The sequence below is a fragment of the Microvirga massiliensis genome (assembly GCF_001006805.1).
Taxonomy (GTDB): domain Bacteria; phylum Pseudomonadota; class Alphaproteobacteria; order Rhizobiales; family Beijerinckiaceae; genus Microvirga; species Microvirga massiliensis.
On record NZ_LN811360.1, the window covers coordinates 236,638 to 261,840 of the forward strand.

General features: G+C 62.0%; 32 protein-coding genes. 24 read left to right on the plus strand and 8 right to left on the minus strand.

Annotated features, from left to right (window positions below):
• The first annotated feature begins 75 nt into the window (after window positions 1–75).
• Window positions 76–1,181, plus strand: a protein-coding gene (locus BN1233_RS46150; protein ID WP_147707620.1) for an IS630 family transposase whose coding sequence is annotated in 2 segments (ribosomal slippage) — window positions 76–496 and window positions 496–1,181 — 1,107 coding nt in all. Because the reading frame shifts where the segments join, the coding sequence is not laid out codon by codon here.
• Between the two features lie 272 nt (window positions 1,182–1,453).
• Here BN1233_RS46150 and BN1233_RS29185 read toward each other — a convergent pair.
• Window positions 1,454–1,861 (minus strand): SET domain-containing protein, encoded by a 408-nt coding sequence (locus BN1233_RS29185; RefSeq protein ID WP_082145714.1) that lies wholly within the window; start codon window positions 1,859–1,861, stop codon window positions 1,454–1,456.
• A gap of 239 nt (window positions 1,862–2,100) precedes the next feature.
• On the opposite strand from BN1233_RS29185, the gene BN1233_RS29190 reads away from it, so the two are divergent.
• The 5 genes from BN1233_RS29190 (at window position 2,101) to BN1233_RS29210 (ending at window position 5,286) form a co-directional block, all read left to right on the plus strand.
• Complete coding sequence (locus tag BN1233_RS29190) at window positions 2,101–2,586, plus strand: hypothetical protein (RefSeq protein WP_046867156.1); 486 nt, start codon at window positions 2,101–2,103, stop codon at window positions 2,584–2,586.
• A gap of 458 nt (window positions 2,587–3,044) precedes the next feature.
• The gene (locus BN1233_RS29195; protein WP_046867157.1) at window positions 3,045–3,320 is read left to right on the plus strand and encodes a DUF6894 family protein; all 276 of its coding nucleotides are present in this window, start codon (window positions 3,045–3,047) and stop codon (window positions 3,318–3,320) included.
• A gap of 157 nt (window positions 3,321–3,477) precedes the next feature.
• Window positions 3,478–4,107: a class I SAM-dependent methyltransferase gene (locus BN1233_RS29200; RefSeq protein WP_046867158.1), complete on the plus strand. Its 630-nt coding sequence runs from the start codon at window positions 3,478–3,480 to the stop codon at window positions 4,105–4,107.
• Between the two features lie 175 nt (window positions 4,108–4,282).
• Window positions 4,283–4,711, plus strand: coding sequence for a septal ring lytic transglycosylase RlpA family protein (locus BN1233_RS29205; protein WP_052763971.1), 429 nt, complete (start codon window positions 4,283–4,285; stop codon window positions 4,709–4,711).
• Window positions 4,712–4,902: 191 nt separating this feature from the next.
• Window positions 4,903–5,286, plus strand: a complete 384-nt coding sequence (locus BN1233_RS29210; RefSeq protein WP_046867160.1) for a RidA family protein — start codon at window positions 4,903–4,905, stop codon at window positions 5,284–5,286.
• 163 nt (window positions 5,287–5,449) lie between these two features.
• Here BN1233_RS29210 and recD2 read toward each other — a convergent pair whose 3' ends face one another.
• On the minus strand, window positions 5,450–7,696 hold the full coding sequence (gene recD2, locus BN1233_RS29215; RefSeq protein WP_046867161.1) for an SF1B family DNA helicase RecD2: 2,247 nt from the start codon (window positions 7,694–7,696) through the stop codon (window positions 5,450–5,452).
• Between the two features lie 251 nt (window positions 7,697–7,947).
• The gene (locus BN1233_RS29220; RefSeq protein WP_154678309.1) at window positions 7,948–8,121 is read right to left on the minus strand and encodes a NepR family anti-sigma factor; all 174 of its coding nucleotides are present in this window, start codon (window positions 8,119–8,121) and stop codon (window positions 7,948–7,950) included.
• 348 nt (window positions 8,122–8,469) lie between these two features.
• Between BN1233_RS29220 and BN1233_RS29225 the strand changes: the two genes are divergently transcribed.
• From BN1233_RS29225 to BN1233_RS47405, 5 genes are all read left to right on the plus strand, one after another.
• Complete coding sequence (locus BN1233_RS29225; protein ID WP_046867163.1) at window positions 8,470–9,057, plus strand: hypothetical protein; 588 nt, start codon at window positions 8,470–8,472, stop codon at window positions 9,055–9,057.
• Between the two features lie 50 nt (window positions 9,058–9,107).
• Window positions 9,108–9,368, plus strand: coding sequence for a hypothetical protein (locus BN1233_RS29230; protein WP_046867164.1), 261 nt, complete (start codon window positions 9,108–9,110; stop codon window positions 9,366–9,368).
• A 372-nt stretch (window positions 9,369–9,740) separates the two neighbouring features.
• Window positions 9,741–10,358, plus strand: coding sequence for a hypothetical protein (locus BN1233_RS29235; RefSeq protein ID WP_046867165.1), 618 nt, complete (start codon window positions 9,741–9,743; stop codon window positions 10,356–10,358).
• A 426-nt stretch (window positions 10,359–10,784) separates the two neighbouring features.
• Entirely contained in the window at window positions 10,785–11,969 is a 1,185-nt protein-coding gene (locus BN1233_RS29240; protein WP_052763972.1) for a family 16 glycosylhydrolase, read from the plus strand.
• Window positions 11,970–12,225: 256 nt separating this feature from the next.
• Entirely contained in the window at window positions 12,226–12,396 is a 171-nt protein-coding gene (locus tag BN1233_RS47405) for a hypothetical protein (protein ID WP_154678310.1), read from the plus strand.
• 158 nt (window positions 12,397–12,554) lie between these two features.
• Here BN1233_RS47405 and gcvA read toward each other — a convergent pair whose 3' ends face one another.
• Complete coding sequence (gene gcvA / locus BN1233_RS29245; protein ID WP_046867166.1) at window positions 12,555–13,457, minus strand: transcriptional regulator GcvA; 903 nt, start codon at window positions 13,455–13,457, stop codon at window positions 12,555–12,557.
• Window positions 13,458–13,651: 194 nt separating this feature from the next.
• Between gcvA and BN1233_RS29250 the strand changes: the two genes are divergently transcribed.
• Window positions 13,652–14,344, plus strand: coding sequence for an FMN-dependent NADH-azoreductase (locus BN1233_RS29250; protein ID WP_046867167.1), 693 nt, complete (start codon window positions 13,652–13,654; stop codon window positions 14,342–14,344).
• A gap of 188 nt (window positions 14,345–14,532) precedes the next feature.
• On the opposite strand, the gene BN1233_RS29255 is transcribed toward BN1233_RS29250, so the two are convergent.
• Both BN1233_RS29255 and BN1233_RS29260 read right to left on the minus strand, forming a co-directional pair.
• A complete protein-coding gene (locus BN1233_RS29255; protein ID WP_046867168.1) occupies window positions 14,533–15,159 on the minus strand; it encodes a pyridoxamine 5'-phosphate oxidase family protein in 627 nt (208 codons plus the stop codon).
• Between the two features lie 139 nt (window positions 15,160–15,298).
• Window positions 15,299–16,603 (minus strand): purine-cytosine permease family protein, encoded by a 1,305-nt coding sequence (locus tag BN1233_RS29260; protein ID WP_046867169.1) that lies wholly within the window; start codon window positions 16,601–16,603, stop codon window positions 15,299–15,301.
• A gap of 205 nt (window positions 16,604–16,808) precedes the next feature.
• On the opposite strand from BN1233_RS29260, the gene BN1233_RS29265 reads away from it, so the two are divergent.
• Window positions 16,809–18,194 carry an aminotransferase-like domain-containing protein gene (locus tag BN1233_RS29265; protein ID WP_046867170.1) on the plus strand — a complete coding sequence of 462 codons (1,386 nt, stop codon included), beginning with the start codon at window positions 16,809–16,811 and terminating at the stop codon, window positions 18,192–18,194.
• 54 nt (window positions 18,195–18,248) lie between these two features.
• Window positions 18,249–18,647: a RidA family protein gene (locus BN1233_RS29270; RefSeq protein ID WP_046867171.1), complete on the plus strand. Its 399-nt coding sequence runs from the start codon at window positions 18,249–18,251 to the stop codon at window positions 18,645–18,647.
• 85 nt (window positions 18,648–18,732) lie between these two features.
• Here BN1233_RS29270 and BN1233_RS29275 read toward each other — a convergent pair whose 3' ends face one another.
• Both BN1233_RS29275 and BN1233_RS29280 read right to left on the minus strand, forming a co-directional pair.
• Entirely contained in the window at window positions 18,733–19,224 is a 492-nt protein-coding gene (locus BN1233_RS29275; protein ID WP_046867172.1) for an SbcC/MukB-like Walker B domain-containing protein, read from the minus strand.
• Between the two features lie 380 nt (window positions 19,225–19,604).
• Window positions 19,605–19,937, minus strand: a complete 333-nt coding sequence (locus BN1233_RS29280) for a hypothetical protein (RefSeq protein ID WP_046867173.1) — start codon at window positions 19,935–19,937, stop codon at window positions 19,605–19,607.
• 384 nt (window positions 19,938–20,321) lie between these two features.
• On the opposite strand from BN1233_RS29280, the gene BN1233_RS29285 reads away from it, so the two are divergent.
• From BN1233_RS29285 to BN1233_RS48600, 10 genes are all read left to right on the plus strand, one after another.
• Window positions 20,322–20,675, plus strand: coding sequence for a hypothetical protein (locus tag BN1233_RS29285; RefSeq protein WP_046867174.1), 354 nt, complete (start codon window positions 20,322–20,324; stop codon window positions 20,673–20,675).
• Between the two features lie 76 nt (window positions 20,676–20,751).
• Window positions 20,752–21,255 carry a hypothetical protein gene (locus tag BN1233_RS29290; protein WP_046867175.1) on the plus strand — a complete coding sequence of 168 codons (504 nt, stop codon included), beginning with the start codon at window positions 20,752–20,754 and terminating at the stop codon, window positions 21,253–21,255.
• 10 nt (window positions 21,256–21,265) lie between these two features.
• Window positions 21,266–21,550 carry a hypothetical protein gene (locus BN1233_RS29295; protein WP_046867176.1) on the plus strand — a complete coding sequence of 95 codons (285 nt, stop codon included), beginning with the start codon at window positions 21,266–21,268 and terminating at the stop codon, window positions 21,548–21,550.
• 57 nt (window positions 21,551–21,607) lie between these two features.
• A complete protein-coding gene (locus BN1233_RS29300) occupies window positions 21,608–22,315 on the plus strand; it encodes a hypothetical protein (RefSeq protein ID WP_046867177.1) in 708 nt (235 codons plus the stop codon).
• 48 nt (window positions 22,316–22,363) lie between these two features.
• Entirely contained in the window at window positions 22,364–22,993 is a 630-nt protein-coding gene (locus BN1233_RS29305; protein WP_046867178.1) for a hypothetical protein, read from the plus strand.
• A gap of 60 nt (window positions 22,994–23,053) precedes the next feature.
• Entirely contained in the window at window positions 23,054–23,596 is a 543-nt protein-coding gene (locus BN1233_RS29310) for a hypothetical protein (protein ID WP_046867179.1), read from the plus strand.
• A 109-nt stretch (window positions 23,597–23,705) separates the two neighbouring features.
• On the plus strand, window positions 23,706–23,933 hold the full coding sequence (locus BN1233_RS29315) for a hypothetical protein (RefSeq protein WP_046867180.1): 228 nt from the start codon (window positions 23,706–23,708) through the stop codon (window positions 23,931–23,933).
• Between the two features lie 47 nt (window positions 23,934–23,980).
• Window positions 23,981–24,229, plus strand: a complete 249-nt coding sequence (locus tag BN1233_RS29320; RefSeq protein WP_147707621.1) for a hypothetical protein — start codon at window positions 23,981–23,983, stop codon at window positions 24,227–24,229.
• A 151-nt stretch (window positions 24,230–24,380) separates the two neighbouring features.
• Window positions 24,381–24,785, plus strand: coding sequence for a hypothetical protein (locus BN1233_RS29325; RefSeq protein WP_046867182.1), 405 nt, complete (start codon window positions 24,381–24,383; stop codon window positions 24,783–24,785).
• Between the two features lie 114 nt (window positions 24,786–24,899).
• A partial coding sequence (locus BN1233_RS48600; protein WP_046867183.1) for a hypothetical protein occupies window positions 24,900–25,203 on the plus strand: 304 nt, incomplete at its 3' end.

The window sequence follows — 25,203 nt, forward strand, 5'->3', positions numbered from 1 at the left end:
CTAGTCCGGGGCCACAGGGGAGCTGCTAGATCGGCCGGGCGGGTGTAGGTTGAGCCGATCGAGGGAGGGCCTCCCATGCTCAAGCGCTACCTTGTCGACCTCACCCGCCGCGAGCGCACCGAACTGCTGGGCCTGCTCAATAAGGGCATTGCTTCAGCCCGCACGCTCACCCGCGCCCGCATTCTGCTCGCCGCCGATGAGCACAAGACCGATGCCGAGATCGCGGCTAGCCTACATGTTCATCCCGCCACCGTGGAGCGCACGCGGCGGCGCTTTGGCGAGGGCCGTGCCGCCGGTGCTCTCCACGAGAAACCGCGCCCGGGCGGCCGGCCCAAGCTCGATCCCAAGCAGGAGGCTGTCCTGGTCGCACTCGCCTGCAGCGATGCGCCGTCAGGCCGCGGACACTGGACCATGCAGCTTTTGGCCGACCACCTGGTCGCGCTCGGGGTGGTGGAGACGATCATCGACGAGACGGTGCGCCGCGCGCTCAAAAAAACGCATTGAAGCCTTGGCAGCGCAAACAACGGTGCATCGCGTCCGTGGGAGCGGACTTCGTCTGGCGCATGGAGGATGTGCTCGACCTGTATGCCGCGCCCTACCTCACTGACCAGCCCGTCGTCTGCTTTGACGAGCTGCCATTCCAATTACTCGCTGACAAGCGCGCTCCCCAACCGGTGGCGCCTGGCCGCCCCGCACGGGTAGATTACGAGTACCGGCGCCAAGGCACGGCCAACCTGTTCCTGTGCTTCGAGCCCTTGGCCGGATGGCGCCACGTGGAGGTGACATCACGGCGCACGAACAAGGACTTTGCCGAGCAGATGCGAGCGCTCGTGGACGAGCCCTACCCCAAGGCGGCGCGGATTGCGGTGGTGCTCGACAATCTCAGCACCCACTCACCGGCCGCTCTGTACCAGACCTTTCCGCCCACGGAGGCACGCCGCCTCGTGAAGCGGCTGGATTTCCATTACACGCCCAAGCATGGAAGCTGGCTCAACATGGCGGAACTGGAGTTTGCCATCCTCAGCCGCCAATGCTTGGGCCGGCGTCTTCAGGACCGAACGATGCTCCAACGCGAGATCGCCGCCTGGGAGGCCGAGCGCAATAGAGCAAAAGCCACGGCGCACTGGCACTTCACAACCGCACAGGCCCGCATCAAACTGCATCGCCTCTATCCCGCATGATCACTGTGGCCCAGGACTAGCATGCCGCGTTGAGATCTTGCTCACCTCCATCTCTATCTCCGTGAAGAGATAGCGATTAAGGAGCAGGATGCAGTTCCCACGCAGTCGATGAGACCTCTGGTGCTAGCGGCTGAGACTATCGAACAAGTCGTGGGCTCAGGTGTCCAGGAGCGGCCACTATCGGTTGTGGGTCTAATTCAACTGGTTCGTCGCACTGGCTCAGCCATCTCCTTGAGCTGTTCTGTCCCTCCCAACTCCGATGCCCCAACTCATCAGGCCTCGACAGAGCCGCAGCGCTGGCACTTGCAGCCAAGGGGCCTGATGATCTTCTCAAAGTAGTCCCGGCCGTAATGAAACGTGATCTCGTCGCCGGCCTTGATGCGCTGCTTCGCCCGGAACCGGATCCGGCCGCGCGTCTCATAGGCCTCGGCATTGGGCCGGCAGGAATGATTCAGGTAACGCGCCGTGTTCCAGTAGGGCGAGCCATCGATCGTCCACCGGCTGTTGACCTCGAACAGATAGCGCGCAGTCCGGCGCTCATCGGCCTCCTCGTTCGAGAGCCGCGGGCCCACATACTCGATGATGAAAGCTCCTTTCGCGATGGTGTCGGTCGCAAACAAACCTAGGCCGGTTCTGGACCGTCCGACGCGGAACGGACCCTCCGATCGTTGTGCCGTCACTGTAGCCAATCACTCCGTACGACTTCGCGGTAATGCCGCTCGGGATAGACAGAGCCATGTGGTGTTCGCAAGCGCGAGCGTCAACAATCCTCTGGATCATTGCACTCATTCCGGCACGCCAGTCCCGGAACGGCTGCGGATGATCCAACGACCAGACCAGCGGTTCGGTTTCCCGACCACCATCGAGGGGCAGGGGAGGGCAAATCCGATTTGCTGCCAAACCCCGTGAGAGGACGCCGATGATCACTTCGTTTCCGTTCCGGATGGCCGATGCTGCTGCTCTCGCGGAGGGAGCTCTTGATCCGTCCCTGATCCGGGTCATCGTAAAGTTCGACCAGGTCTCGAACGCAGGAAGCGATGACTGCCCGCGCTGGGTTCGCGACGGTGATATCTATGCGCAGGTCGCGACCTTCGAGGGTGCCCCGAGCTGTCGGGAACTCGAGGCAGCCATCGAGGCGTCGTTCGAGGCCTTTCCAAAGGACGGCCATGGTGTGCGCTACACCTATCTCTCCTACGAGCCGGTGCAGGGTGACGAACTCTGCGCCTACGAGCAGGAGCAGATCGAGCAGGCGCGCAGCGTCCCTGAGTACTTCCGGGACGACGACCTCGTCTATGGCGTGATCGGCGCCGCCGAGCTCGCCGGCGCTCATCCGGCCCGGTGGGCGCCGCCGGCCTATGCCCGGGCGCTTCTCGCTGCTCGCGAAGAGGGCCTTAAGGCCCACTAGCGCTCACTTTCATTGGAGCGTGAGGCATAGATCGGATCCGCGTTTCAATGATTTTGGGCATTAGGCTCCGGTCTACGGTGATCAGGCCCGCCGTGACTCGCCGCACCACAGGAGCAATGCCGCTACTCGGGAGCAGTTCCGAGCGCGAAGCGTATGGAACAACTCTATTTCGGGACGAGGCGCGAGGCTGTTAACCGATCGTTAACCATATCGGCGCAGCCTTGGGTTCGGGCCGGTTTCATTCCGACCCGTTCCTCCCTGGATTGACCTACCCCGTCCGGCACAAACACCCTGGGCGGGGTCTCTTTCCGGGCTCGTAAGTGGCCGCTCTGTTTCAGGCCGCAGACGGCGCGCGATGACCAATGCGCCAAGCGAATCCTTGATTGATTCGATGGATGTCGGGGCGTGATAGACGCTCGCTCAAGGGGCCGGGGGTCACTGAAACGGAGGCCTCCATCATGACGCGCTACTACTTCCATCTCGTGAATGGATACGAAATTATTCGCGACAGGACTGGGATAGACATTCTCGATCTCGAAGATGCCCGCGCGGAGGCTCTTGAGGCCATTCAGCAGTTTCGCCAAGAGGACGCTGCCTCAGCCGCCAGGTGTCAGAATTGGCGGATCCAGGTGACCGATGCCAAGGGTAACATAGGCCTTACGCTCGAGTTGAGCGACGTCTATTTCCACGATCTTGAGCCCGCAGAATGCGGGCGGATCCCAGCCCAAGGTTAGGCAGCGGGTCTGCGCTCCTGTTGGGTCGCAGGGCGAAACATATGCATGGATGATTTGCCATGCACCGCCGGCATTCCTGCCCGTTTCCTGGGTGCTCGCTCTCTTCCTGTTCCTATGCCAAAGGAGAGCGTCGAAATATCCAGACCGGAAGCCGCTCATGCAGGATGTCAAGTGCCGGACACGTGAGGTGTATGAGAGGCACGCTATCGCTTGGGACGCCGAGCGTGGGCGGGATCTGTTTGAGAAGGTATGGCTGGATCGCCTTCTTTCGGTGACACGTCCTGGCGACACCATCCTTGATGTCGGCTGCGGATCCGGGGAGCCGATCGCTCGGTATCTGATCGAACGCGGTCGCAACGTGTGCGGGATTGATTTTGCTGCACCAATGCTTGCCATTGCGCAAAGACGCTTCCCGGATGCACGGTGGATCGAGGCCGACATGCGTCACCTCGATCTCGGACAGGCCTTCAGCGCGGTTATCGCCTGGGACAGCTTCTTCCATCTCGATGCCGACGAGCAACGGCTCGTGATCCCGCGTCTCTGTCGTCATGTTGCCCCTGGCGGTGCGCTACTTGTCACCGTAGGGCCCTCGGAAGGTGAGGTGCTCGGTACAGTCGAAGGTGAGGCCGTCTACCATGCAAGCCTCTCGATTGACGAATACGAGAGGCGCTTTTCGGATGCGGGACTGACGATCGCGGATTTTGTCGCCAATGATCCTCGCTGCGGCGACCATTCAGTGCTGCTTGCCGTCGCTGATCTCCGCGATGCCCTTCGCGTCATCGGCTAAGTAGAACGTGCCTGCAAAAGCACCTTTGATGTTCCAGCTCGCAGCACCGCATGCTAGCGTGGCTATAGAGTTAGCTCAAAGCAAGTTGATCATCCAGTAGTTTTCTGCCACGCTGGAACGATTTCTCACATACTGACTTGAGCTGACGCGATCACCCTTCGCGTTGCAGGGTCATATGAGGAGTATATTCGCCAAAACGTTGGTCTTTGCTTTGACGATGTTCGGAGGCGTTGCATCACTTCCGGCTGCAGTGCCGGATTTCCAGACCACCTCCGGGCGCGTTGAGCGCGGACAAGCCTCTTGGTACGGCTCGTTCCATCACGGCCGACGGACCGCCAGCGGAGAGAGGTTCAATAAGAACGCGTTCACGGCGGCGCATCGATCGCTCCCCTTTGGGACCTTGGTGCGGGTCACCTGTGTCAGAACCGGCGAATCCGTCGTCGTGCGGATCAATGACCGCGGGCCGTTCAAGGCCGGAAGGATCATTGATCTCTCGCAAGCCACGGCTCGGGCTATTGGTCTGAAAGGGGTCGGGGAGGTGTCTCTCGCGGAACTCTACCTGCCCCGCTTGACGTCATCGTGGACCGATGACGCGGGCGTGTAGCCTGCCCTCCCCCAATCCGGCCGCATGCAAATCAGAACCGATTGGCAGCGATCGAGACAACGAGATCGATGCGGCTCCAGTGTGCTGGTCTCGTCCTTGAGGCTGCGTAATCCGCAGAAGCCCGTTTATGGAGGTTGTAGGGTTGTAGCTTACGGCGCCAGTTTGGAGCCAAACAACCAGAGGAGAGCAAGATGCAACGCCGCGATCTCAATGCCCCTGATGCGCCTCTTCCCGCCGCCGCCTACACGCAGGCGATCGAAGTATCTGGCGCCACACGCACACTCTATATCAGCGGCCAGGTCGGCCAGAGGATGGACGGCACGATCCCCGACGACATCGATGAGCAAATCCGCCTCGCTTGGCAGAATCTCGAAGCGCAGCTCAAGGCGGCCGGCATGACGTTGGACAACCTCGTCAAGATCTCCACCATCCTGCCGAACCATGGGGATCTCGCCGCTGCGCGCGAAGGGCGCAGCAAGGTGCTCGGCGATCGCAAGCCTGCGAGCACGCTGATCGTTGGCGGTCTCGCCAATCCGGCTTGGAAGATCGAGGTCGAGGGAATCGCGGTCGCCTGATCGACCCATTTGCACTGAGCTAAACCTCTCCCCGCTCGCTGGCGTAGGCCACATAGAGGCCATTGGCCGAAATCGTAGCGTCACCGCTGGAGCTGTTTGCTTCAGATCCGTCGCTGGCGGCGGAGACACGCTCAGCGGTGAACCTCGCGGCCGCGTGACGAGGTCAAGCCAGGCTGGAAACCGGTGCTGCGCTCTTGCGGCGAGCCGATGCGTCACCGCCGAGCCACTCCCGGAGTTTGGTCCAGCGTGGCTTCATCTGGCCACCGCGCACGGCGATCCCGAGCGCCTTCTTCTGCCCGACGATCACCACGAGACGCTTGCCGCGGGTCACCGCCGTGTAGACGAGATTGCGGGCGAGCATCGTGTAGTGCTGGGTGGTGACTGGGATCACCACCGCCGGATATTCGGAGCCTTGTGACTTGTGGATCGTGGTCGCGAAGGCCGGCACCAGAGTATCGAGTTCTCCGAACGGATAGATGACCTCCCGGCCCTCGAAGGTCACCACAACAGCACCCTCGTCCTCATCGATGCGATCAACAATCCCGAGGTCTCCATTGAAGACCTCGCGATCGTAATCGTTCTGCGTCTCCATTACCCGGTCACCGGGCGAGAACCGCCAGCCGAAGCGCTCGACGAACGCAGGCGGGTTCGGGTTGAGCACATTCTGGAGCTCGTGATTGAGATTGCGCGCGCCGAGCACGCCGCGGTTCATCGGGCAGAGAACCTGAATGTCCTTCAGCGGATCGAGGCCGAAGCGGCGGGGAATGCGCTCGCGCACCATCTCGATCAGCTTCGCGACGCCGTCCTCGGGATCGCGGATCTCGACGAAATAGAAGTCGCTTTCCTCACCTCGTTGTGTCGGCTCCGGCATCTGGCCGGTGTTGATCCGGTGGGCGTTGACCACGATCCGGCTCTCGGCCGCCTGCCGGAACACCTCCGTCAGGCGTGCCACTGGAATGCGTCCAGAGCCAATCAGGTCCGCCAGGACCTGCCCCGGTCCAACCGACGGGAGTTGGTCCACGTCGCCCACGAACAGCAGCCCTGCAGGCTCGGGAGCGGCCTTGAGCAGGGCATTCATGAGCGGGACATCGACCATCGAGGTCTCGTCCACGACGAGCAGGTCGCAATCGAGCGGGTTCTCCTCATTGCGGCTGAAGCCACCATGCTTCGGATCGATCTCCAGCAGGCGATGGATCGTCTTGGCTTCGATTCCGGTCTGCTCGGTCATGCGCTTGGCAGCGCGACCTGTCGGAGCCGCGAGCAGGACCCGCACGCCTTTGGCGACCAGGATGCGCAGGACGGTGTCCAGGGTGCTGGTCTTGCCCACACCCGGACCCCCGGTCATGACCGAGACCTTGGAGGTCAGCACGAGCAGCACAGCCTCGCGTTGTGAGGGCGAGAGCACCTTGCCCATCTTGCTCTCCACCCATGGCAGAGCTTTGTCGAGTTCGATGGCGGGCCAGGGTGGCGCTCCCTCGGCTCGGATCAGAAGCCGCTCGGCAATCACCCGCTCGGATCCGTGCAGGCCCTTCAGGAAAATGCACCTCTCGTCGCCGATCGTGTCAGCGATGACCGCTTCGCCGCGCTGCAGTTCTTCCGCGATGGCCGCCTCGATCAGCTGGGTGTCCACCTCCAGGAGGCGCTGGGCGAGAGTGGTCAGCAGGGCAACCGGCAGGGCACAGTGGCCCTCATCGGTTGCGGTCTGAAGCGCGAAGGACACGCCGGCCCGCAGTCGTTGCGGCGCGGTCTTCTCCATGCCGAGCTTGGCCGCGATCGCGTCCGCCGTCCGGAAGCCGATGCCGCGCACGTCCCGCGCGAGCCGATACGGGTCCTCGGTCATGACCTGAATGGCCTCGTGGCCATAGGTCTTGAAGATCCGAACAGCCCGCGCGGTGCCGACCCCATGAGCATGCAGGAAGATCATGATCTCCCGCACCGCCTTCTGCTCGGCCCAGCCCGACACGATGCGAGAGGCCCGCCAGGGGCCAATCCCCGGCACCTCGGTGAGCCGCTCCGGGTTGGCCTCGATGATCTCGAAGGTGTCCTCGCCGAACATGGCGACGATGCGCTTCGCCATAGCCGGGCCGATGCCGCGCATCTGTCCCGAGGCGAGATATTTCTCGATGCCCTCGGCCCCGGTCGGTGGGGTCGTCTTGAGGACATCGGCCTTGAACTGCAGGCCGTGAACCCGGTCGGAGATCCAGATCCCGCTGCCGGTGATCCACTCCCCGGCGCCGATCGTGGGGGTGTGCCCGACCACGGCCACCAGGTCCCGCTTGCCCCGGACCTGCACCTTCAGGACACAGAAGCCGTTCTCGGGGTTGTGGAAGGTGACCCGCTCGACCGTGCCGGCCAGCACCTCGACGGGAGTTCCGCTGTCGACCTGCCTGGGGCGCATCATCTGGTTCATGTGGACCTGTCCAGGTGATCCGCCTGGGCCTCTGATCTGTCAAGGTTGCGGGAGAGCGGATAGAATAGAGCTCCTCCGTGCACGGGGACTATGTTCTTTGTTTGTTCTAGCGGTCAGTCCTCTGCGCAGCAAGCGCAGAGGGGTCCAGGATGTCAGAAGCCAAACCTCCGCGAGCAGCTCGACATCCCCCACAAGAGAGGATCCGGCGTTTCTCCGTCGGGGTAGCCATAACTGCTCTGGGCATCAGAGGCTCAACTGCGGGACTCCTCGAGGCGCCTGAGGAGCGCAATCAGGTTTTCGGGAAGCGGAGCCTCTACGGTATCCTGAAGGCTCTGCTTCAATCTGTCGGCGATCATCGCAGGCTGCACGCGCTGGCAAAAGCTCTCGAGCGACAGCCCGGACCGTTGTCCATAACTGCTCATCATTCTCACCAAGGTTCGTTCAATGACGATCCGCATGCTCGCTCGCCGGCATGTGAAGCGGCAGGCGCATGCGCTCACGGAGTGAATGCCGAAAAAGAGCTTTCGTTTCAGCGGAGCCGTAGTTTCGCGAACACCGGCTCACGACTAGCCGACAACTCGAACGAGTCCGCAATCCTCTTCGATCGCGCACCAAGGGATTTGCAGAACACCTCCCGCTGGGCCTCCCTTGCTGTGAGGACGAGTAATCAGATCGCGGCACGAGAGTGCTCCAGACGAAGACACCTTATTCCCGAAAATCAGCCCGTTCGGTTGCACCCGCCCGATTGGAAAATCCCGAAAAGGAAACGAGCGATGTCCGTCACGATCTCCGCTGTCCTCCCCTCCGCGTTCGACCAGGCCGGAGCGCCTTCCCGGGAACTCGAGATCACCCGCGACGAGGCCATTGCTCTTGTGCTCGGCATCAGCAAACTCGCGCGCGATCGCGCCGGCATCGTCTTCGTGGACGACTTCCAATGCGGTTACGTCGCGACCGACGTCCACCCGGATGCCCTCGCGGAGGTCGCCAAGGGCGCGGATCCTGCACTGCAGGCGAAAATCGCGGCCCATCTGGACTTCGCGGTCCGCAACAACCTTCTCGTGTCGGTCTATACGAACGACGACGTCTCCTACCGCCAGGCCGCGCCGACCCTCGTGGTCACGGGCGTCGAGGTGTCCGATCCGCAGGTGACTTGGTCCGGCGGCCATGCGGTCGAAGCCTTCCGCAATGTCGGCTTCCGCTATGACGCCGACAACCCGGCCGGTGTCTCGGCCCGAGCGCTGCGGGACGCCTGCGAGAAGCGTCTCGACAAGGTCTCCGACATGGATACCGCGCGGCTCTATGAGATCGCGGAGTATGCCTTGTCCAAGGGCGGGCCGGACGTCGAGGTGCTCGCGGCCTGATCCGAATCGCCCGCGCACACTCATCGCGATTCCAACGACGGAGACATCCCTTGCAGACGACTCTCATCTGGACCTCGAGCATCGAACTCCCCGAGGTCATCGAAGCCCGGTGTGGCACGCGCCTCATCGGCTCCTATCGGGAGTTCGACAAAGGCCGGGTCCGGTGGGAGATCGTGCCCGTGTTCAATGTGGAGCATCGCTACATCGACGACTCGAGAGGCAGGGCCGAGGACGCCACCTCAGCCAAGGCCGAGATCGAGAACCGCTTCGCCGCATGGCTTGCGGAAGCAGGCCTCGTGAAGACCCCCTGACGCTAGGCGGGCCCGGGTGATAGATCTCGATCGCGAGCTGCTCGGGCGAGCCTGTGTTTCGGGACAGGAGCCGCGGACCTAAGCTTGTCGGTAGATGGTCCGCGAGATAGGATAGCGCTTCCATTTGTACGGGGGCAGGGGAGCTTGACGGGAGTAGGCTAGGCTCAATATGAGAACCATGGCGAAGAAACGCTCAACGAAATCCAGATCGCCGGCCAAATCTGACCGCGCGAGCCGTTCCAGAGTTGCTGGAAAGACCAGCGACGGCGTAACTGTGCTTCGAGCCAAGGCAAAGCCCACACACTTCACGGCCCAACAGATTCGCGAGACCATTCGTAAGACAGGATTGGCGCTGAATTCGACTACCAAACAATGACTGCGCCGACTTCGGCTCGGGATGTTTTCATCAACTGCCCGTTCGACTCCACCTACAAGCCCATCTTTTGGGGGATCGTGTTCACCGTGCTGCGCTCTGGGTTCAGCCCACGATGCGCGCTCGAAGAGGATGACTCGTCCGAGAACCGGTTAGCCAAGATCGAGGCAATCATCGAGAAGTGTCGGTACGGGATTCACGACATCTCCCGGACAGAGGTTGATGGGAATCCCCCGTTGCCCCGATTCAACATGCCCTTGGAGCTTGGCCTGTTCCTCGGGGCCAAGCGCTATGGGAATAGGAATCAGAAGGCGAAGCGGGCCCTTGTGCTCGACCGTGAGCAATACCGCTACCAGAGGTTCATCTCCGATATCGCCGGCGCTGACATTCACGCACACGGCGCTGACCCGAGAAAATGTATCGAGCAGGTTGTCACCTGGCTTCGCACCCAAAGTCGAGACACCAAAATCCCAGGCGGGAGGAAGATCGCGGATGAGTTCGAGATCTTTGAGTCGCAGCTGGGAACAATCTGTGATGATCGCGGACTGGAGCCGGACGAGTTGACGTTCGGTGATTTCGCCGAGTTAGTGACTGCTTATATCACGGTGATACCGTAATAGAGCTGTCGCGCGCCGCTGGCCGAAAAACCCCACCCTCCAGTCACTGAGGGGTGGGGCTAAGTTTGGTAATCAAGGGGCAGAAACGAACCTCTGAGCCTAGAGCCTGAAATTCAGGCCGAGAATCATAAATCCGAATCCGAGCGAAGCCATAGAAATGACCGCCGGCACCGTCAAGCTATAAAAATCATAGGGCCTATAACTGTGGGCTTTTCGGCTCAAAAAATGACTCTGAAGTGCGCATTTGAAAATCGGTGGCGTCACGCATTTTTACAGGCACACCCTGATCGGCTTGGCTGTCGCAGAGCCAAAGCTCCAACCGGATCCTGAGGTTCTTCGCCACGTTGGCGCGTTGACGAACTCATGCTTGGAGTTTGCTCGCATGCTCCCTCACAGCGGGAGAGCAGCAATAAGCAGGGGGCACCATTGGCGGACCTAAGCAGTACGACGCTCAACCTTGACGGATATGTTCTCACCTTCTCGGAAGAGTTCACAGGCAACTATCTCGACACGTCTCGTTGGGGAATGAAATACTGGTGGGGTGGCCGCAGCCTCTCGACCAACGGTGAGAAGCAATACTTTGCCGACCGCTCTACGCCGGTCGTGAAGAAATATCCCAACCTCGATCCTTTCAAGATCGTCGCCGATCCTTCAGAGCCTGGCGATGGCATCCTCACGATCACGGCGAACCCCTCACCCGACACGGGCCTGACGGATGGGCTGCCCTACGTGTCGGGGATGATCAACACCTACGGGACATTCTCGCAGACCTACGGCTATTTCGAAATCCGCGCTCAAGTGCCCTCCGGCCAAGGCCTCTGGCCGGCTTTCTGGCTCCTCCCGCAAAGCGGCAACTGGCCGCCCGAGATCGATGTGCTCGAACTGCTCGGAAAGGATCCAACCACCTACTACGTCGGGGCACACTGGAGCGGCACGAACGGAGCGCACGAGTTCGAGACCACCGGCATCCAGACGGGGATCGACCTCTCGCAGGATTTCCACACCTACGGCGCGCTCTGGACCCCTGAGACCATCACATTCTACCTCGATGGTCAGAAGGTCGGCTCGATGGCGACACCGCAGGGGATGGACGAGCCCATGTACCTGTTGGCCGGCCTTGCCGTCGGCGGCAGCTGGGGTGGCGATCCCGATAGGACCACGTCCTTCCCGGCCGAGTTCAAGATCGACTACATCAAAGCCTGGGCGCTCGACCCGCTCGCCGGATACATGCCGACCCTCAAAGGGACCTCAGGCAAGGACACGCTCATCGGAACAGCCGGGGCGGACGTCATCTTCGGCTTTGAGGGCAACGATATCCTGGAGGGGGCAGGCGGCAACGACATTCTCGCCGGGGGCGCCGGAGCCGATATCTTCCGCTACAGGACGGGTGGCTCGGGACACGACATCATCCTCGACTTCGAGCCGACGAGCGGCGATGTCATCCAGCTCTCGAAAGCGGCAGCAGGCGTGAAAAACTTCGCAACGCTTTACCGCAACATCCTCGACAACGCCGACGGCGATGCCGTGCTGAAGCTCGCGGACGGTGGAACGATCACCTTCGCAGGGGTTAGCAAAGCACAACTCACCTACGACGACTTCGTCTTCATCTGAAGCGAGCACGGTGAGGTCTGAGATCTCCGCGCCGGCGACGACAAAATCGCCGACGCGAAAATAAATATCTCCGCTTTCCGATCTCTGAGGGGAGGGCAGGTTCCAGGGCAAGGGGCGAAAACCGTAATCTCCTCAAGGCAGTGCCAACCAGAGTTGGCGATCCCCGCCCATGCAGCCTCCTGGGTAATGACTCGGCCCCGGACGAGCCTATCTTGTGCGAAAACCCAAGGAGCAGAGACCGACGGCCCCGGAACACATGGACCGCATCGACCAACTCGTGGATTCGATCGATCCCAACGATTATGTCTCGGAAGCACGCCAGCAAGAGTTGATCGACTTGGCCGACCAGGGTTTCGGAGCTTCGGCTATTCGGCTTGCCATCCGTGAGGCCATTGCCAGCGTGAAGGCGAAAACCGACGAGCGGTAGCCGGCCGCAACCAGGCCGGGAATTTCTTCCCCCACAACGCCGGATTCAGCTGGGGAGCGTGTTCACCCACAGCCCTCCAGCTGGTTCTTATTTTGCGTTGACAAAAATCCCGCGCGGTTTGTGGCCCCTTCCGCACTCAGGACGAGCACCGATTGGCGTCAGGCGGGCATCGGGCTGACGGAGGCGGCTGCCTCACCAACCAGCCAGTCGCGCACGGCCTCGATATTTTCGTCCTTCGCGCGGCTGTCCGGGATCACGACATGGAACCCATGGCCCTCGAGGGCCGGCCCGAACGGAGCGACCAGCACTCCGGTCGCGAGTTCCCCGGCGACGAGGGCCAGGCTCACAAGGGCGATTCCCTGTCCGGCCACGGCCGCCTGGATCGCGTGCGTCTCGTCGCTGAAGACGATCGCGCTGTCCGTGCGTCGATAGGGAACACCGGCCTCGGCATACCAGCGCGGCCAGACGGGCGTGTGCTCGTCCACATGCCGCCACTCGCTGTGAATGAGGGCATGGTCGTCGAGATCAGTGGGATCGCGGACGTTCAGGCCCGGGCTGCAAACCGGCGCGAATGATCCCTGGAACAGGAACTGCGATCGACAGCCCGGATAGGCACCACCACCATAGCGGACCGCGATGTCGGCGCCGCCGGCCCGAAGGTCGACGACATCGTCGGACGCCAGCAGGCGCAGGTTGATATCCGGAAACCGGGTACGGAACACCGCGACGCGCGGCACGAGCCACTTGGACGTGAACGCCATCGTGGCCGTCAGGGTCACCGCGCCGGGAGCCTTGACCGCCTGGACGCGCTCGACGGCTTCCGCGATGGCATCGAAGCCGTCGCGCAGCGGTGCATACAGCGCGACTCCGGCAGCTGTTAGGATCACGCGGCGGGTCCGGCGCTCGAACAGTTTCTGCCCGAGGGTTTCCTCGAGCAGCCGGACCTGGTGGCTGATCGCGGTCGGCGTCACGGCGAGCTCGTCGGCGGCGCGCTTGAAACTCAGGTGGCGGGCGGCGGCCTCGAAGGCGCGCAGGGTGGCAAGCGGCGGCAGTCTCCTCATAGCTCCTCATAGCTGAGCGACGCTCACCTGACGAATGAGGAATTCGAATTTGTCCCACGACAATCTGGACGTCAAAGTCGCCTCACGCCCTTTGCCTCAGCCCTGAATTGCAGCGCGTGACGGATGAGCATGGATCATCCTGAGCGGTCATTCCGCGGTCGGAGCGAGGGATGGCCACTCATCGGAGAAACAGCATGGCGACCCTTCTTCATATCGATGCCAGCGCCCGTCCGAGGCGCTCGGACCAGGATCGGTTCGGCTCGCACACACGCCGGCTCACGGCCCGCTTCGTCGAACGCTGGGCGGCGGCGCGTCCGAGGGACCGGATCATCTATCGAGACGTCGGGCAGAGTCCGCCGCAGCCAGTGACGGGCCGATGGATCCATGCCGCCTTCACGAAGCCGGAGCAGCGCGAGCCGTGGATGCACGAGGTGCTGGCTGAAAGCGATGCCCTGGTCGACGAGCTGATCGAAGCGGACGTGATCGTGGCCGGGATCCCGATGTACAATTTCGGCCCGCCGGCGCAGTTCAAGGCCTACATCGACAACATTGTCCGGGTTGGGCGCACCTTCGGCTTCGACCGCACGCGCCCCGGCGACCCGTATTGGCCGCTCCTGACTGAGCACGGGAAGCGTCTCGTCGTGCTGAGCTCGCGCGGGGATTACGGTTACAACGAGAACGAACGCATCCACCATCTCAACCACGTCGAGTCGAGCGTGCGGACGGCATTCCGGTACCTCGGCATTACTGCCTTTGAGTCGATTGCATCCGAATACGACGAGTTCGCCGACGAGCGCCTTCAGGCGTCACTCGCTCGCGCCGATTCAGAGGTCGATGCATTGGTTGATCGACTGGTCGCAACCGTAATGCTTCCTGAAGCGGCCTAGAATTCCATGCGCCACTGGCGTTTGCCGAAGTATGCGGTTCGGTTCCAGATCGGAGAACACTGCCCCGCGCACGATCTCACGCCATCGTGTCGGCTTTCCGTCTGATCTCGATTACCTCGGATGCGCGCCCGCCTCGCGTGAATACGAGTTGGGCACGACGCATGAACTGATCTCGCGTCAGGGATATCTCAATACAGGGTCGCGCGCACGCGCTCGGGCAGGGCGCGATCATAGTCGTCACCGCCGACGCGATTGCCGCTGGCGGCTGCCAGCATCTGCCCAGCGGTCGGCAGCGAGCCGCGGGGCATGTGTCGTTCCGGGTTCCACAGATCGGAGCGCACGATGGCCCGCGAGCACTGAAAGAACACGGCTCCCACGTGGACCACGAGCACGGATTTCGGTGGCTTGCCGTCGATGCTGAAGCTGTCCAGCAGGTCGGGCACCGCGGAGATCGCGGCCTGCCCGTTGACACGCAGGGTCTCGCCCATCCCAGGGACCAGGAACAACAGTGCGACCCGCGGGTCGCGCACGATGTTCCGCAGGGAGTCGATCCGGTTGTTGCCGCGCCTGTCCGGGATGAGCAGGGTTCTGTCGTCCGCCACCCGGACGAAGCCCGGGACGTCGCCGCGCGGCGAGCAGTCAAGGCCCTCCGGTCCGCTCGTCGCAAGCACCAGGAAGGGGGCCGCCTCGATCCAGGCCCGGTATTCGGGGATGAGCCGGTCCGTCTCCTTCACCCGGGAGGCCTCGCCGACCTCGCCGTAGAGCGTCTCGAGTTCTGCGAGGGTGGTGACGGTCGTCGGAGACGGTGCGTGCATGAGGTCCGGTTCCAGATCGGAAAATGCCTACCACGCCCCGAGGGCGGGATCTCACGCCATCACACGCTTCCCCGACACCGGTGTCACTTCTCCGCCGTAGAGCGGGTCGCTTTGCGACCCGCACACTTTATTCGAGGCGTTACTTGCTGATAGCAAATGCCGGCAGCCTCTTCCCAATGATGGCACTGGCGGCGAGGTGGATCGCAAACGCCGTCAGCGGGTTAAGAGTGATCAGGCCGATCGGGGCACCTTCCGGAACCGTCGCCCAAAGGAGAATATTGAGCGCCACCGTCACGAAGTAGGTCACGAGAGCCAGCATGTTAACGGTCGGCAGATCCTCGAGCCGCGTCGGGACATTCATGCGCTGACGGACGTAGTATTCTGCGAACACCACTCCGGGAACAGGCGTCAGGAACAGCCCGAGGAAGATCAGGAACCCGGTGAAGACGCTCTGGAACGGGTATGCCGACAGCGCGACCGTAATGATCAGGGAGATCACGAGCAGGATGGTCTCGCACGTCGTCCGCTTCATCCGGAAGGCGTTGGCCATGGCCAGACTGCTCGAGTACATCTGGTTCTGGTTCGTCGTCCAGATCTGGGCGAAGACGACGACGAAAGCGAACGCGGTCAATCCGATCTTCGCGAAGGCCGGACCGAAATCCTCCACGCCGAGGCTCTTGTAGAAGATCAGTCCCATCATTCCGAGTCCGAACAACCCGACGGTGAACGAGCTGGCGGCTCCCACGATGACGCTTGCCGGATTCTTCGCGTAACGGGCCACGTCAGGGAACACTGTCGAGCCGTTGATCCAGAGAGCCGCGACCATGACCATCGCCGCGATGGTGCCCATCTCGCCGGGAGCGGTCGGTGGTGCCGCTACCACCGCATCCCAGCCGCCGGCCACCCCAACCGCGCGGTAGATCGAGATCGCGAAGAGCACCAGCAGCGCCGGAATGGCTATGCGGTTCAACCACGTCATCCCCTTCTGAAGTCCGGTCCGCGTCGTCACCGTGGTCAGGATCCCGAAGGCGATCAGGAGAGCCGCGGCCTTCCAGAACGCGATATCCGGAAAGAAGGACATGATCAGCAGCAATTGGATTACCCACCAGCCCTGCGAGGTGATGATGAGCAGTGCCGAGGGCAAGCGGCTTCCCTGATCGCCAAAGCCGAAACGGGTCGTGAGCGCATAGGACGTCCGCTCGCGATAGCCGATGTAACCCATCAGGATGGCGTTCACGACGACGATGGCACTCCCTCCCGCCAGAACCCAGAATGCATGCCAGAAGGAGAAGTGCATGGCGGCCATCACGCCGACCATGAGCCCGGTCGGGATGATCACGAAGCCCGTGTAGTTGAGGCTGATATCGAACCATCCCATCCTGGCGTGATCGGGAACCCTCGACAGGGCGAAGTCTTCCGATCCGACTGCGTATTGCTCCGACATCTGTTTCCATCCCTCGTTTCGGGCGGCTTTCGACGCATCGACGCCTGAAGTTGTATCGACAGTAAAAAGAGTCGCGTCGCGAGCCTGCCAAATAAACATTGTCCGAATAAAAATTCAGGCAATGTGTTTGCGTCACCCCCAACTGGGGATTGCCATGAAAAGCTCTTGCCATCAGTAAGTCAATCGGTGTTCAATCGCCTTCACGATGTGGGCTGATCTTATCAGACAAGTTCCTGGACCCCGCTACCGGGCGATCGTCCAAGTAATCTCGGACGCGATCCGGTCCGGTAAACTGTCGGCCCGCGACCAGTTGCCGACGCACCGCGAACTGGCCCGGCAGCTCGACATCGACGTCGGGACCGCCTCGCGGGCCTACTCCGAATTGCGGCGCCGGGGCTTGATCAGCGGCGAGGTCGGGCGAGGAACCTTCGTCGCGGAGACCGTGCGTGATGCGCCTCCCTCAATTTCCGAGGCGCCATCCACCGGCAGCTTCATCGACCTGTCGCACAACTTTCCGCTGAATGCGCCCACGAGTCCGCTAGTAGCGCGAACCATCGAGGAGTTGAGCCGCGACTGCGACATCGCCAGTCTGATGACCCACCAGGTGGACCTCGGTCATGCTCACCACCGGGAAGCCGGACGCGCCTGGCTCGACTTCAACGGCTTGTCGGACGCAGGCGGCGAGGTCGCCGTGACCGCCGGTGCCCAGCATGGCCTGCTGCTGGCAATCTCCGCGCTGACGACTCCGGGCGGACGGGTGATGACGGAGGCCTTCACCTATTTCGGGATGAAGTCGGTCGCCACCATGCTGGGGCTGGAGCTGGTCGCCATCGACATCGATGGCGAGGGCCTGGTGCCCGATAGCTTCGAAAATGCCTGCCGCACGAGCGGCGCGAAGGTCCTCTACTGCACACCGACCCTGCACAACCCGACGACAGCCCTCATGTCGGAGGCGAGACGCGAGGACATTGCGAAGATCAGCCGTCGTTACGGCATCCATATCGTGGAGGACGATGTCTACGGTTTCCTGCTCGAGCCGCGCGTCCGGCCCCTTTGCAGCCAAGCGCCCGACCTCACATTCTACGTGACGAGCCTCTCGAAGTGCATTGGACCAGGTTTACGAATCGGTTTTCTCCGGTTCCCGGCGTCGTATCGCGAGAAGGTGGGGCTGGCGATCCGCGCCACGACACTGATGGCATCCCCGCTCACGGCTGAGATCGCAGCTCGCATGATTGAAACTGGATTCCTGCACTGCATCGCCGCCGATCAAAGAGCGATGATGAAGCAACGACAGTCGACGGCGGAGTTGTTGCTCCAGGGTCACCACATGCAGCGGCACCCGCAGTCGTTCCACGTCTGGCTAGAAATGGCCAATGGCTGGACGCCCCAGGAATTCTCATTGGAGGCAGAGCGTCTTGGGGTCGGCGTCGCGCCTGGAGACCTCTTCACCGTTTCGCCCGCGACACGGTCTCGTGCAGTCCGTCTGTGCATTTCGGCTGCAAACGACGCTTCGCAGTTGAACAGCGCGCTGTCTCTTCTCTCAGGCCTTCTCGAAAAGCCCCGGAAGGCGAGTGCTTCACTCGTTGCGTGACCGCCTGCGGATAATTCCTCCCTTTCCTCAAGTTTCATCCAACAGGAGACAAAGATGGCAGACACCAAGTTTCACATGGTCGGAGAGGCGCCAACCCCCGTCGGACCCTTCTGCCACGCGACCGAAACCGATGGCTGGATCTTCCTGACGGGGCAGATGCCGACCGATCCGACTGACGATTACGCGCCGTTGCCCGAGGGCGTGGAGGCCCAGACAAGGCGCGTGATGGACAACCTTATCCTCGTTCTAAAGGGACTCGGGCTGACGCTCGAGAATGTCGTGTCGGCGCGCGTTTTCCTCACGCATTTCGAAAGGGACTTCGAAGCGATGAACAAGATCTACAAGGCCTACTTCGCGCCGGGAAAGCTTCCCGCGAGAACCTGCATCGGCGTCACCGGGCTGGCAGTCGGTGCTTTGGTGGAGATCGACTTCATCGCACGTCGGCCCGCATGAGGCTCGTTTTCCCGGTCAGAGAGCATCCACCGAGCGTGGAAGGCACGAGTGCGGGCAATCGCACGCTTCCCCGACACCGGTGTGACTACTCCGCCGCGATCTGCCGGAATCCCTCGATGCCGACGTGATCGGGGTTGATCTTGGCGAGTTCCCGCTTGGCGAGCGAGCCGGGGAACTCCGCATCCACGTAGACCGAGTTCCCGTCGAGCGACTTGTTCACGAGGATGATGGTATCGAGCACCTCCGTGAAGGTCGCGCGCTTGTCCTCCGGACCCGCGATCATGAGCTGGAGGCCCATGTCGCTGAAGAAGGTGAGCAGGGCCTGCGTGTTCGGAACATCGAGCTTGTTGAAGGCCTCGTCGAACAGCGCAAGGCCCATCCCCTTCGGACGGCCACGCGACAGGCCCGGGAAGTAGGCGGAGGCAAGCGAAGCCGCGATCGCTACGTAGAAGGGGGCCTGCGCCTCGCCGCCCGAGCCCTTGACGGCCCGGCTCGACATGGTGGTCCGGCCGCCGTTCCGGTCGGTCATGATGATCTCGAAGGTGAAGTAGTTGCGGTAGTCCGCGAGCAGGGACAACGTAAAGCGGTGTTCCGCGCAAGAACAGAGCAAGAACAGAGCATCTCGCCGTGAGACTAATTCCCAAATTCAGGAAATTGAGGAGCGGAGTTGGAGACAAAACTCCCGATATTTCTTTCGCTTGGTCACTGGCAATTTTTGGGGCCTAAATATTGGAACCGAATGGAGATTTGCTCAAAATCACATAAACGGGCCGCTCGCGATTGCGCCCTCAGCACCCGCGAGCAACTGACCCCGGTTCGAGAAATCAATGGAAGGTCTCGTTCCGAACGGCGCGCAATACGGCCGACGCACTGTGTCATTGAAATATAGTTCAGGGCGAGAGTGGGATTCCACTCTGCGCCGCTAGCCGGTTCTCAACTTGCACCGATAAATCCGGCTCAGTTGCTGGCTACCGTCGTGTTGCGGACCAGCACCCCATCCTCCTGGCGGCTGACCTCGATCGCATCACGTGCACTCGCTTCGCCGGGGGTAGAGAGGATCACGCTCTGCCCTGGGGCGAGCACCGCCTCGAGACGGATGGGCGCCTGGTCCTCCTCGGCCAGGGTGGCGACAACCCGAAAGCCGTCGCGCTCGACAGTATAGTACGCAACTCCGGATGCCTTGCCGAGCTTGATGCTCTGGGCCTCGACCGGACGCAGGCCATCCGCTTGGGCGGCACTGGCGAGCGCAAATACAGATGCCGCAGCAATCGCCGTGGTTCGAAAAATCATAGGTGTCTCCCGTAATGTGGCACCCGGGCCAGAGGCACTCAGCTGCCGTCGCTCAGGAAATGGGTTGTCGCTCATTCTTGTTCCAATGGATCGGATCGATGATAGCTATCGACCACGTTAATCTCGATCCTCGAGCAAAATGGCGAGCAGCAATGCCCACCAATGCAACACCTTGGCGACGGTAATGCCCCTACTGAGGAAGCTCCAGCGACTCCCAAAATTCTGTTCTCCGGAGCCGCTCCATCCACGCAAGCCGCTATTGCACAGCTTGTCATGCCCGGTCGCCTACCTTCACAAAACGGCTCCATAACCGAGACAATTCTCTGAGCTCACCCTGAGCGAGGCTGAAAATCGAGTTTGGCCCAAAATCCCAGGAAAATCGAAATGGCCTACAATTACGCACTCAATGTCATCCGCCGGCGCGAGTCGAATGGCCGTATTGCCTTTTCCGGCGTCTCTCGCACCTTTGCCGTGACCTCTGGATCCGCGGAATCCATCCTCTCGAGCCTCGATCTGAGCGACGCGCTCGCGTTCATCCGCAATGACGAGTTCATCACCTCTGTTCAGGTCGACCGCAGCAAGATCGCCGGCGCCAGGATCGACCTCAAGAAACAGATCATCAATGGCGATGAGTTCGGCCGGGAGACTAATTACCAGACCGAGTTCGGCGAACTGCTGGCCGCACAGCGCGATCTTCTGGACGATCCGGAAGCCCGGGTGTTTCTCGAGATCGACTGATCCGACACCCCTATCCCGCCTCGCCAGGAGTGCCGCCATGTCCGCAGAACAAGATCCGCTCAAAAGGAGTCTCCCCATGCGCGATCCGATCGCAACGGTGATCAAGGAGGTCGAGTATCAGATCGGACGCAATCGCTTGGCCCTTGAGGGCGGCTGTGACGGCGCCCAAACGCTTCGAGACCGCATTACGACGCTGACCGGGATCCTGGACATCGCGAAGGGTGTTGCCGAGGAAGCCGTCCACTATGGCGCAAAAGAGCACCTGGAGATGGTGCCTGCCAACCTTGCCGCGGAAATCATCCAACACATCAGCGACGGCTGGGGTGAGGACGAGGGGAAGACCGCGGTAGGCGAGATCGCGCCGCTCATCCGGCGCACCCTCAGCTCGTTCGTGACCTCGGGGTCGGGAGCGCCCGCATCCGGCCCTCCAGATCCTCTGGGCCTCGACACTCTGGCCGACCGGATCATCCGCCAGTTGAGTGACGGCTGGGGTGAAGCCGAAGACGCCCGCGCGGCCGACGAGATCAAGCCAATTCTGCGCGAAGCCCTCGGCGTCGTCGCGCCCCAGACCACCATCTAGAGAGCGGAACATGGGCATCTGCTCCTATTGCCTCACATGGCAGCGCGACGAATGCTACAGCTGGCAGCAAGCGCAGGCCTGCGGCATCTCCGGTCCGAACGATCCCGTCCGTCTCGGCCGGAAGCGGGACCTCGCCGAGCGAGAGGCGAAGGACCTCCGGAACCAGGCCAAGAAGCTGCGCGACGATGCCGAGGCCAAAGCCGCGGCGCTGGAGAAGCGGGCGGCCCAACTCGAGCAGGAAGCCGACGAGATCGAAAAGGATCTTGAGGCACTCCGATCGGAAAAAGCCGACTGAAGGCGCAGCCGCCCCACCGGGCGGCTTTTCTCTGACCTCATGATTTCCGGAGATTCCATGGCGCGCTATCCGCGTTCCGCCACCCGAAAAACTTTTCAGAAAGTCGCCGATGCCGTCGCCGCTCTGGGCGGAACGATTCCCCCGGAAACAGCTGCGCCCAAGGTTCGTGCGTTGCTCGCCGATCACCGCCTCGCTGGACGTGAGCGCGGCCAGGCCGACGATATCGGCGGCTGTCATTCCGGCCTCGAGCGCAAATACGGATGGGATTCCCTCGCCGGGACGATCTACGGCCCGTTCCGGATCGTCCGCTTGAAGGCCAGCCCTCAACCCGTTCTCGTGCTCCGGATCGATGCCTGTAATGCTGGCGCGGGAGAGATGTTCTGGGCCCGACAGGAGGATCTCGACGCCGAGATCGCCGAGCACGCCAAGAGATCCAGGCCGCTGCCCGTCATCATCGACGCCCGCGCACTGACACTTCCCGAGATCGAGGCGCTCTATGCGGGAATGGATGCCCTCAGCGTGTCGGACACGTGGTCGAACAGCTGGCGCATGCGCCTCACGCTCGAGCAAGCCCTCGATGTCTGTCGCATCTTCATCGAGAGACGTCAGCAGACCCAGGCGCCATGGCCGTTCTATCTCAGCACCGGCGAGCGGCGCGATCTGTGGGATGCGAAAGCGTCTGTCCTGCTCAACGAGTGCCTGCGGCCGCAGATCCTGCCGCAAGCCCAACGGATCATCGGGCTCTTCGATCAGCTGAAGCTCTGATGGCCTCCGAGAAAGCCGACAATCCACAAAATTCCCAAGAAGGTCCCTATGAGCGATCTCGCCGCCGCACCAGTTCAGCCCGCTTGCGATGCCAATATCGCATCGACTCCAGACGTCAGCAAAATGGGCCGCGACGAGTTCATTGCGGCCCATCGAAACCGTCTGTTCCGGCCGAAGGGCAAGAAAAACTACTACGTCGTTCCGGTCGATCGGGAGCCTCTCCTGCGGAACGCTCACGCGCTGCCGCAGATGAGCCATGGAAAGCTACGGCCCGGCGTGACCCTCGACGATGCCCTCGGTGCTCTCTACGACGAGACCCCGGCGTTCGGGCGCGTTCGCAAGGCAGAGCAGCGGGAGAAGGACGCCCAAACTGCCGGCGCCGCCTACAGCGACAAGTGCTCGGCGGCTCGGGCCTTCTATTCGGGCCTTGACCTCGAGACCGCTGCCCAGCGCTTCGCCGACCTGCTGGGACAGCCGAAGTGCGCCAGCCACAAGAACTGGGTCGAGGCGCTGCTGGTCGCCGCCCATACGGGCGAGTTCGGGGATCACCTGCGCCTTGCCAACAAGAGAAGCAAAGCGCTTTTCGGCTCGATCTTCGGGGTCAAGCTGCCGAGCACCGACAAGGGGACGCGAGAGCTGCTCGCACAACGCGCCCCGTGGCCTCTGCCTCAGTCGTGACGGCCCTTCTGAGCCTCGATCGCGCCAAAGCCCCTCACCGTACTCTCCAGGATCCTGCTGATGAGCGATCTCTTCGACACCGTTCCGCAAGTCGCTGAGACGCGAAAAGCGATCGGCAATGCGTTCGGAACCTACCTTCGGGTCTGCCGGTCAGGCGGCATGCCGTCCGAGTTGAGTGCCAGGGTGCAGGCCTCCTACAACGAGTTCGCTCGCCTGTATCTCGGCGAAGTGCTCGCCACCTCGGCTCTCCTGCTCGGCCAGAATTGGGAGTCGATCGAGACCGCACCGACCGACACCGATGAAGCCTTCCTGCTCTACGCCGAAAACGTCGGCTGGGAATTCTTCGTGTGCAAATATGTCGACGGTCACTGGCGCACGCTCGACAGCGACTACGATCCCTTCGCCAAGGGACTGTCTCAACCGACCCACTGGACGCGGCTCAGAGGACCTGTTCCGGCCGGTCTCGTCGACAAGCCCAGGAGCGAAGCCGACGAGCTCAAGGTGATCCTGCGGGCCATCGCGGCTCTGGCCGCAACGTCGAACATGTCCGAGGCCGGCCGGCTCGACGCGATCAGGAACATGATCGATCGCCTCGTCCGGTGACGCGGGCCTTTCAGTTCCAGAAGCACACCCGATTCGTCCGGCGCCGCGCCAAGCGCGAACTCTGCACCACCCGGTGTGCTGCCCACCTAACCCGACCAGGAAGAGACTCATGTCCACAGACGACACATTCTCGAAGGCCGTCCGCTATGCAGAGGGCCGCGTCAAGCAGGTCCGCGACTGGCAGGAGGTCCAGGACGACCTCGCCAACCACGATGTTTATGGTCCGTGGATCAGGGCCGAGGCCCTCGACGATCTTGACGCGATCAGCCTGTGCCAGAAAATCATTCGCGAGGCTGAGAATAACGTCCAGGACCGCGGCGAACAGCTCGGCTATTGAAGCCAGGCGCTATCTGGATCCGCTCGGATGTGCCAAGAAGGCGCGTCATGAGCGACCGCATCCATTGCTGCGTTCCGCACTGCCGGCGGACGCGAAAAAACGTCATGGGCTATGCGGAATGGATCTGCCCGATTCATTGGCGGGAAATTCCCCAGCACAGGCGCCAGGAGCATTCCCGACTGAAAAGCGAATTTCGGCGAGGCCGCATCGCGACGGAGAATTTCCGCTCGCTCGAAAATACGCTCTGGGAAAACCTCAAAGCGGCCGCCGTCGAAGCGGCCGTCGGGATCCGCTGAACGCGGTGCCTTAAGCCCGCCCGAAGGCGACGCCCTCCGGCCGCGCTCCTGCCCGAGAAGAAAGACCGGTCGTGCCGAAGGGGCTCGGCTGCAAGCCTCGCGAAAGCCACCCGCGCTACAAGTCTTCTATCTTGGGCGGGGCACTCACCACATGATTTCGATCTTCCATAAGGCTCGATACGTCAGGACTGCGGACGGCCTGGAATTGTACCAGGGCCCCGAACTCGTCGAGATGCTCTCGGTTCGCGACAAGCTCGGCATTTTCTTCGAGATCACGGTCCTTCCCTCGGGCACGCGGCTTGTCCAGATCGCCAGACATGGCGATGCCCAGGACGTCTCTCCGGCGTTCGAGGCCAAGCGGCGGATCTGGAAGCGGGCGGGCTGGCCGGTTGAAAACCTCCACCTGCTTTGCCTGAACGTTGCGGCGATCACCGACGAGATCCTCGACGAGATCAACAGCGCCTTGCTCGTCGAAGACCGCGCGCACGACCTCAGCACAAGAATCCTCGAATTGCTGATGCCCCCGCCCCGATTCGAACTGCCCCTCGCGGCCTAAGTGCGGGATCAGAAATCCGGAAATCAAAGGGGCGGGATTTTCGCGCATCAAAAATCATGATCATCCGCGCCACCGGCTCGGAGCAGACCACCGAAAATCCCGAAGGAATCACCGATGCCCCAGATCAAGATTGTCGCGGCTCCCCCACCGCCCGAACCGGAACCGACAGCATGGCCGCTGAGCCGCTTGGTCCAGGTCACGGCTTACGTCGCCGTCCTGACGTTTCTGACTTGGCTGCTCCCATACCCGGCTGACGCGATCGCCTCGATCGGCCTCTTCGTCCTCACAATGCTTGGCATGGCGATTTACGACCGGCTCGGCAAGGCGCCGTCCCGTGACTCAAAGAGCAAGACGCCGGACCAACAACCTGCCCGGTCGATCGCGCGTGAAGCGCCAAGGGGAGCTAGTCACGTGAATG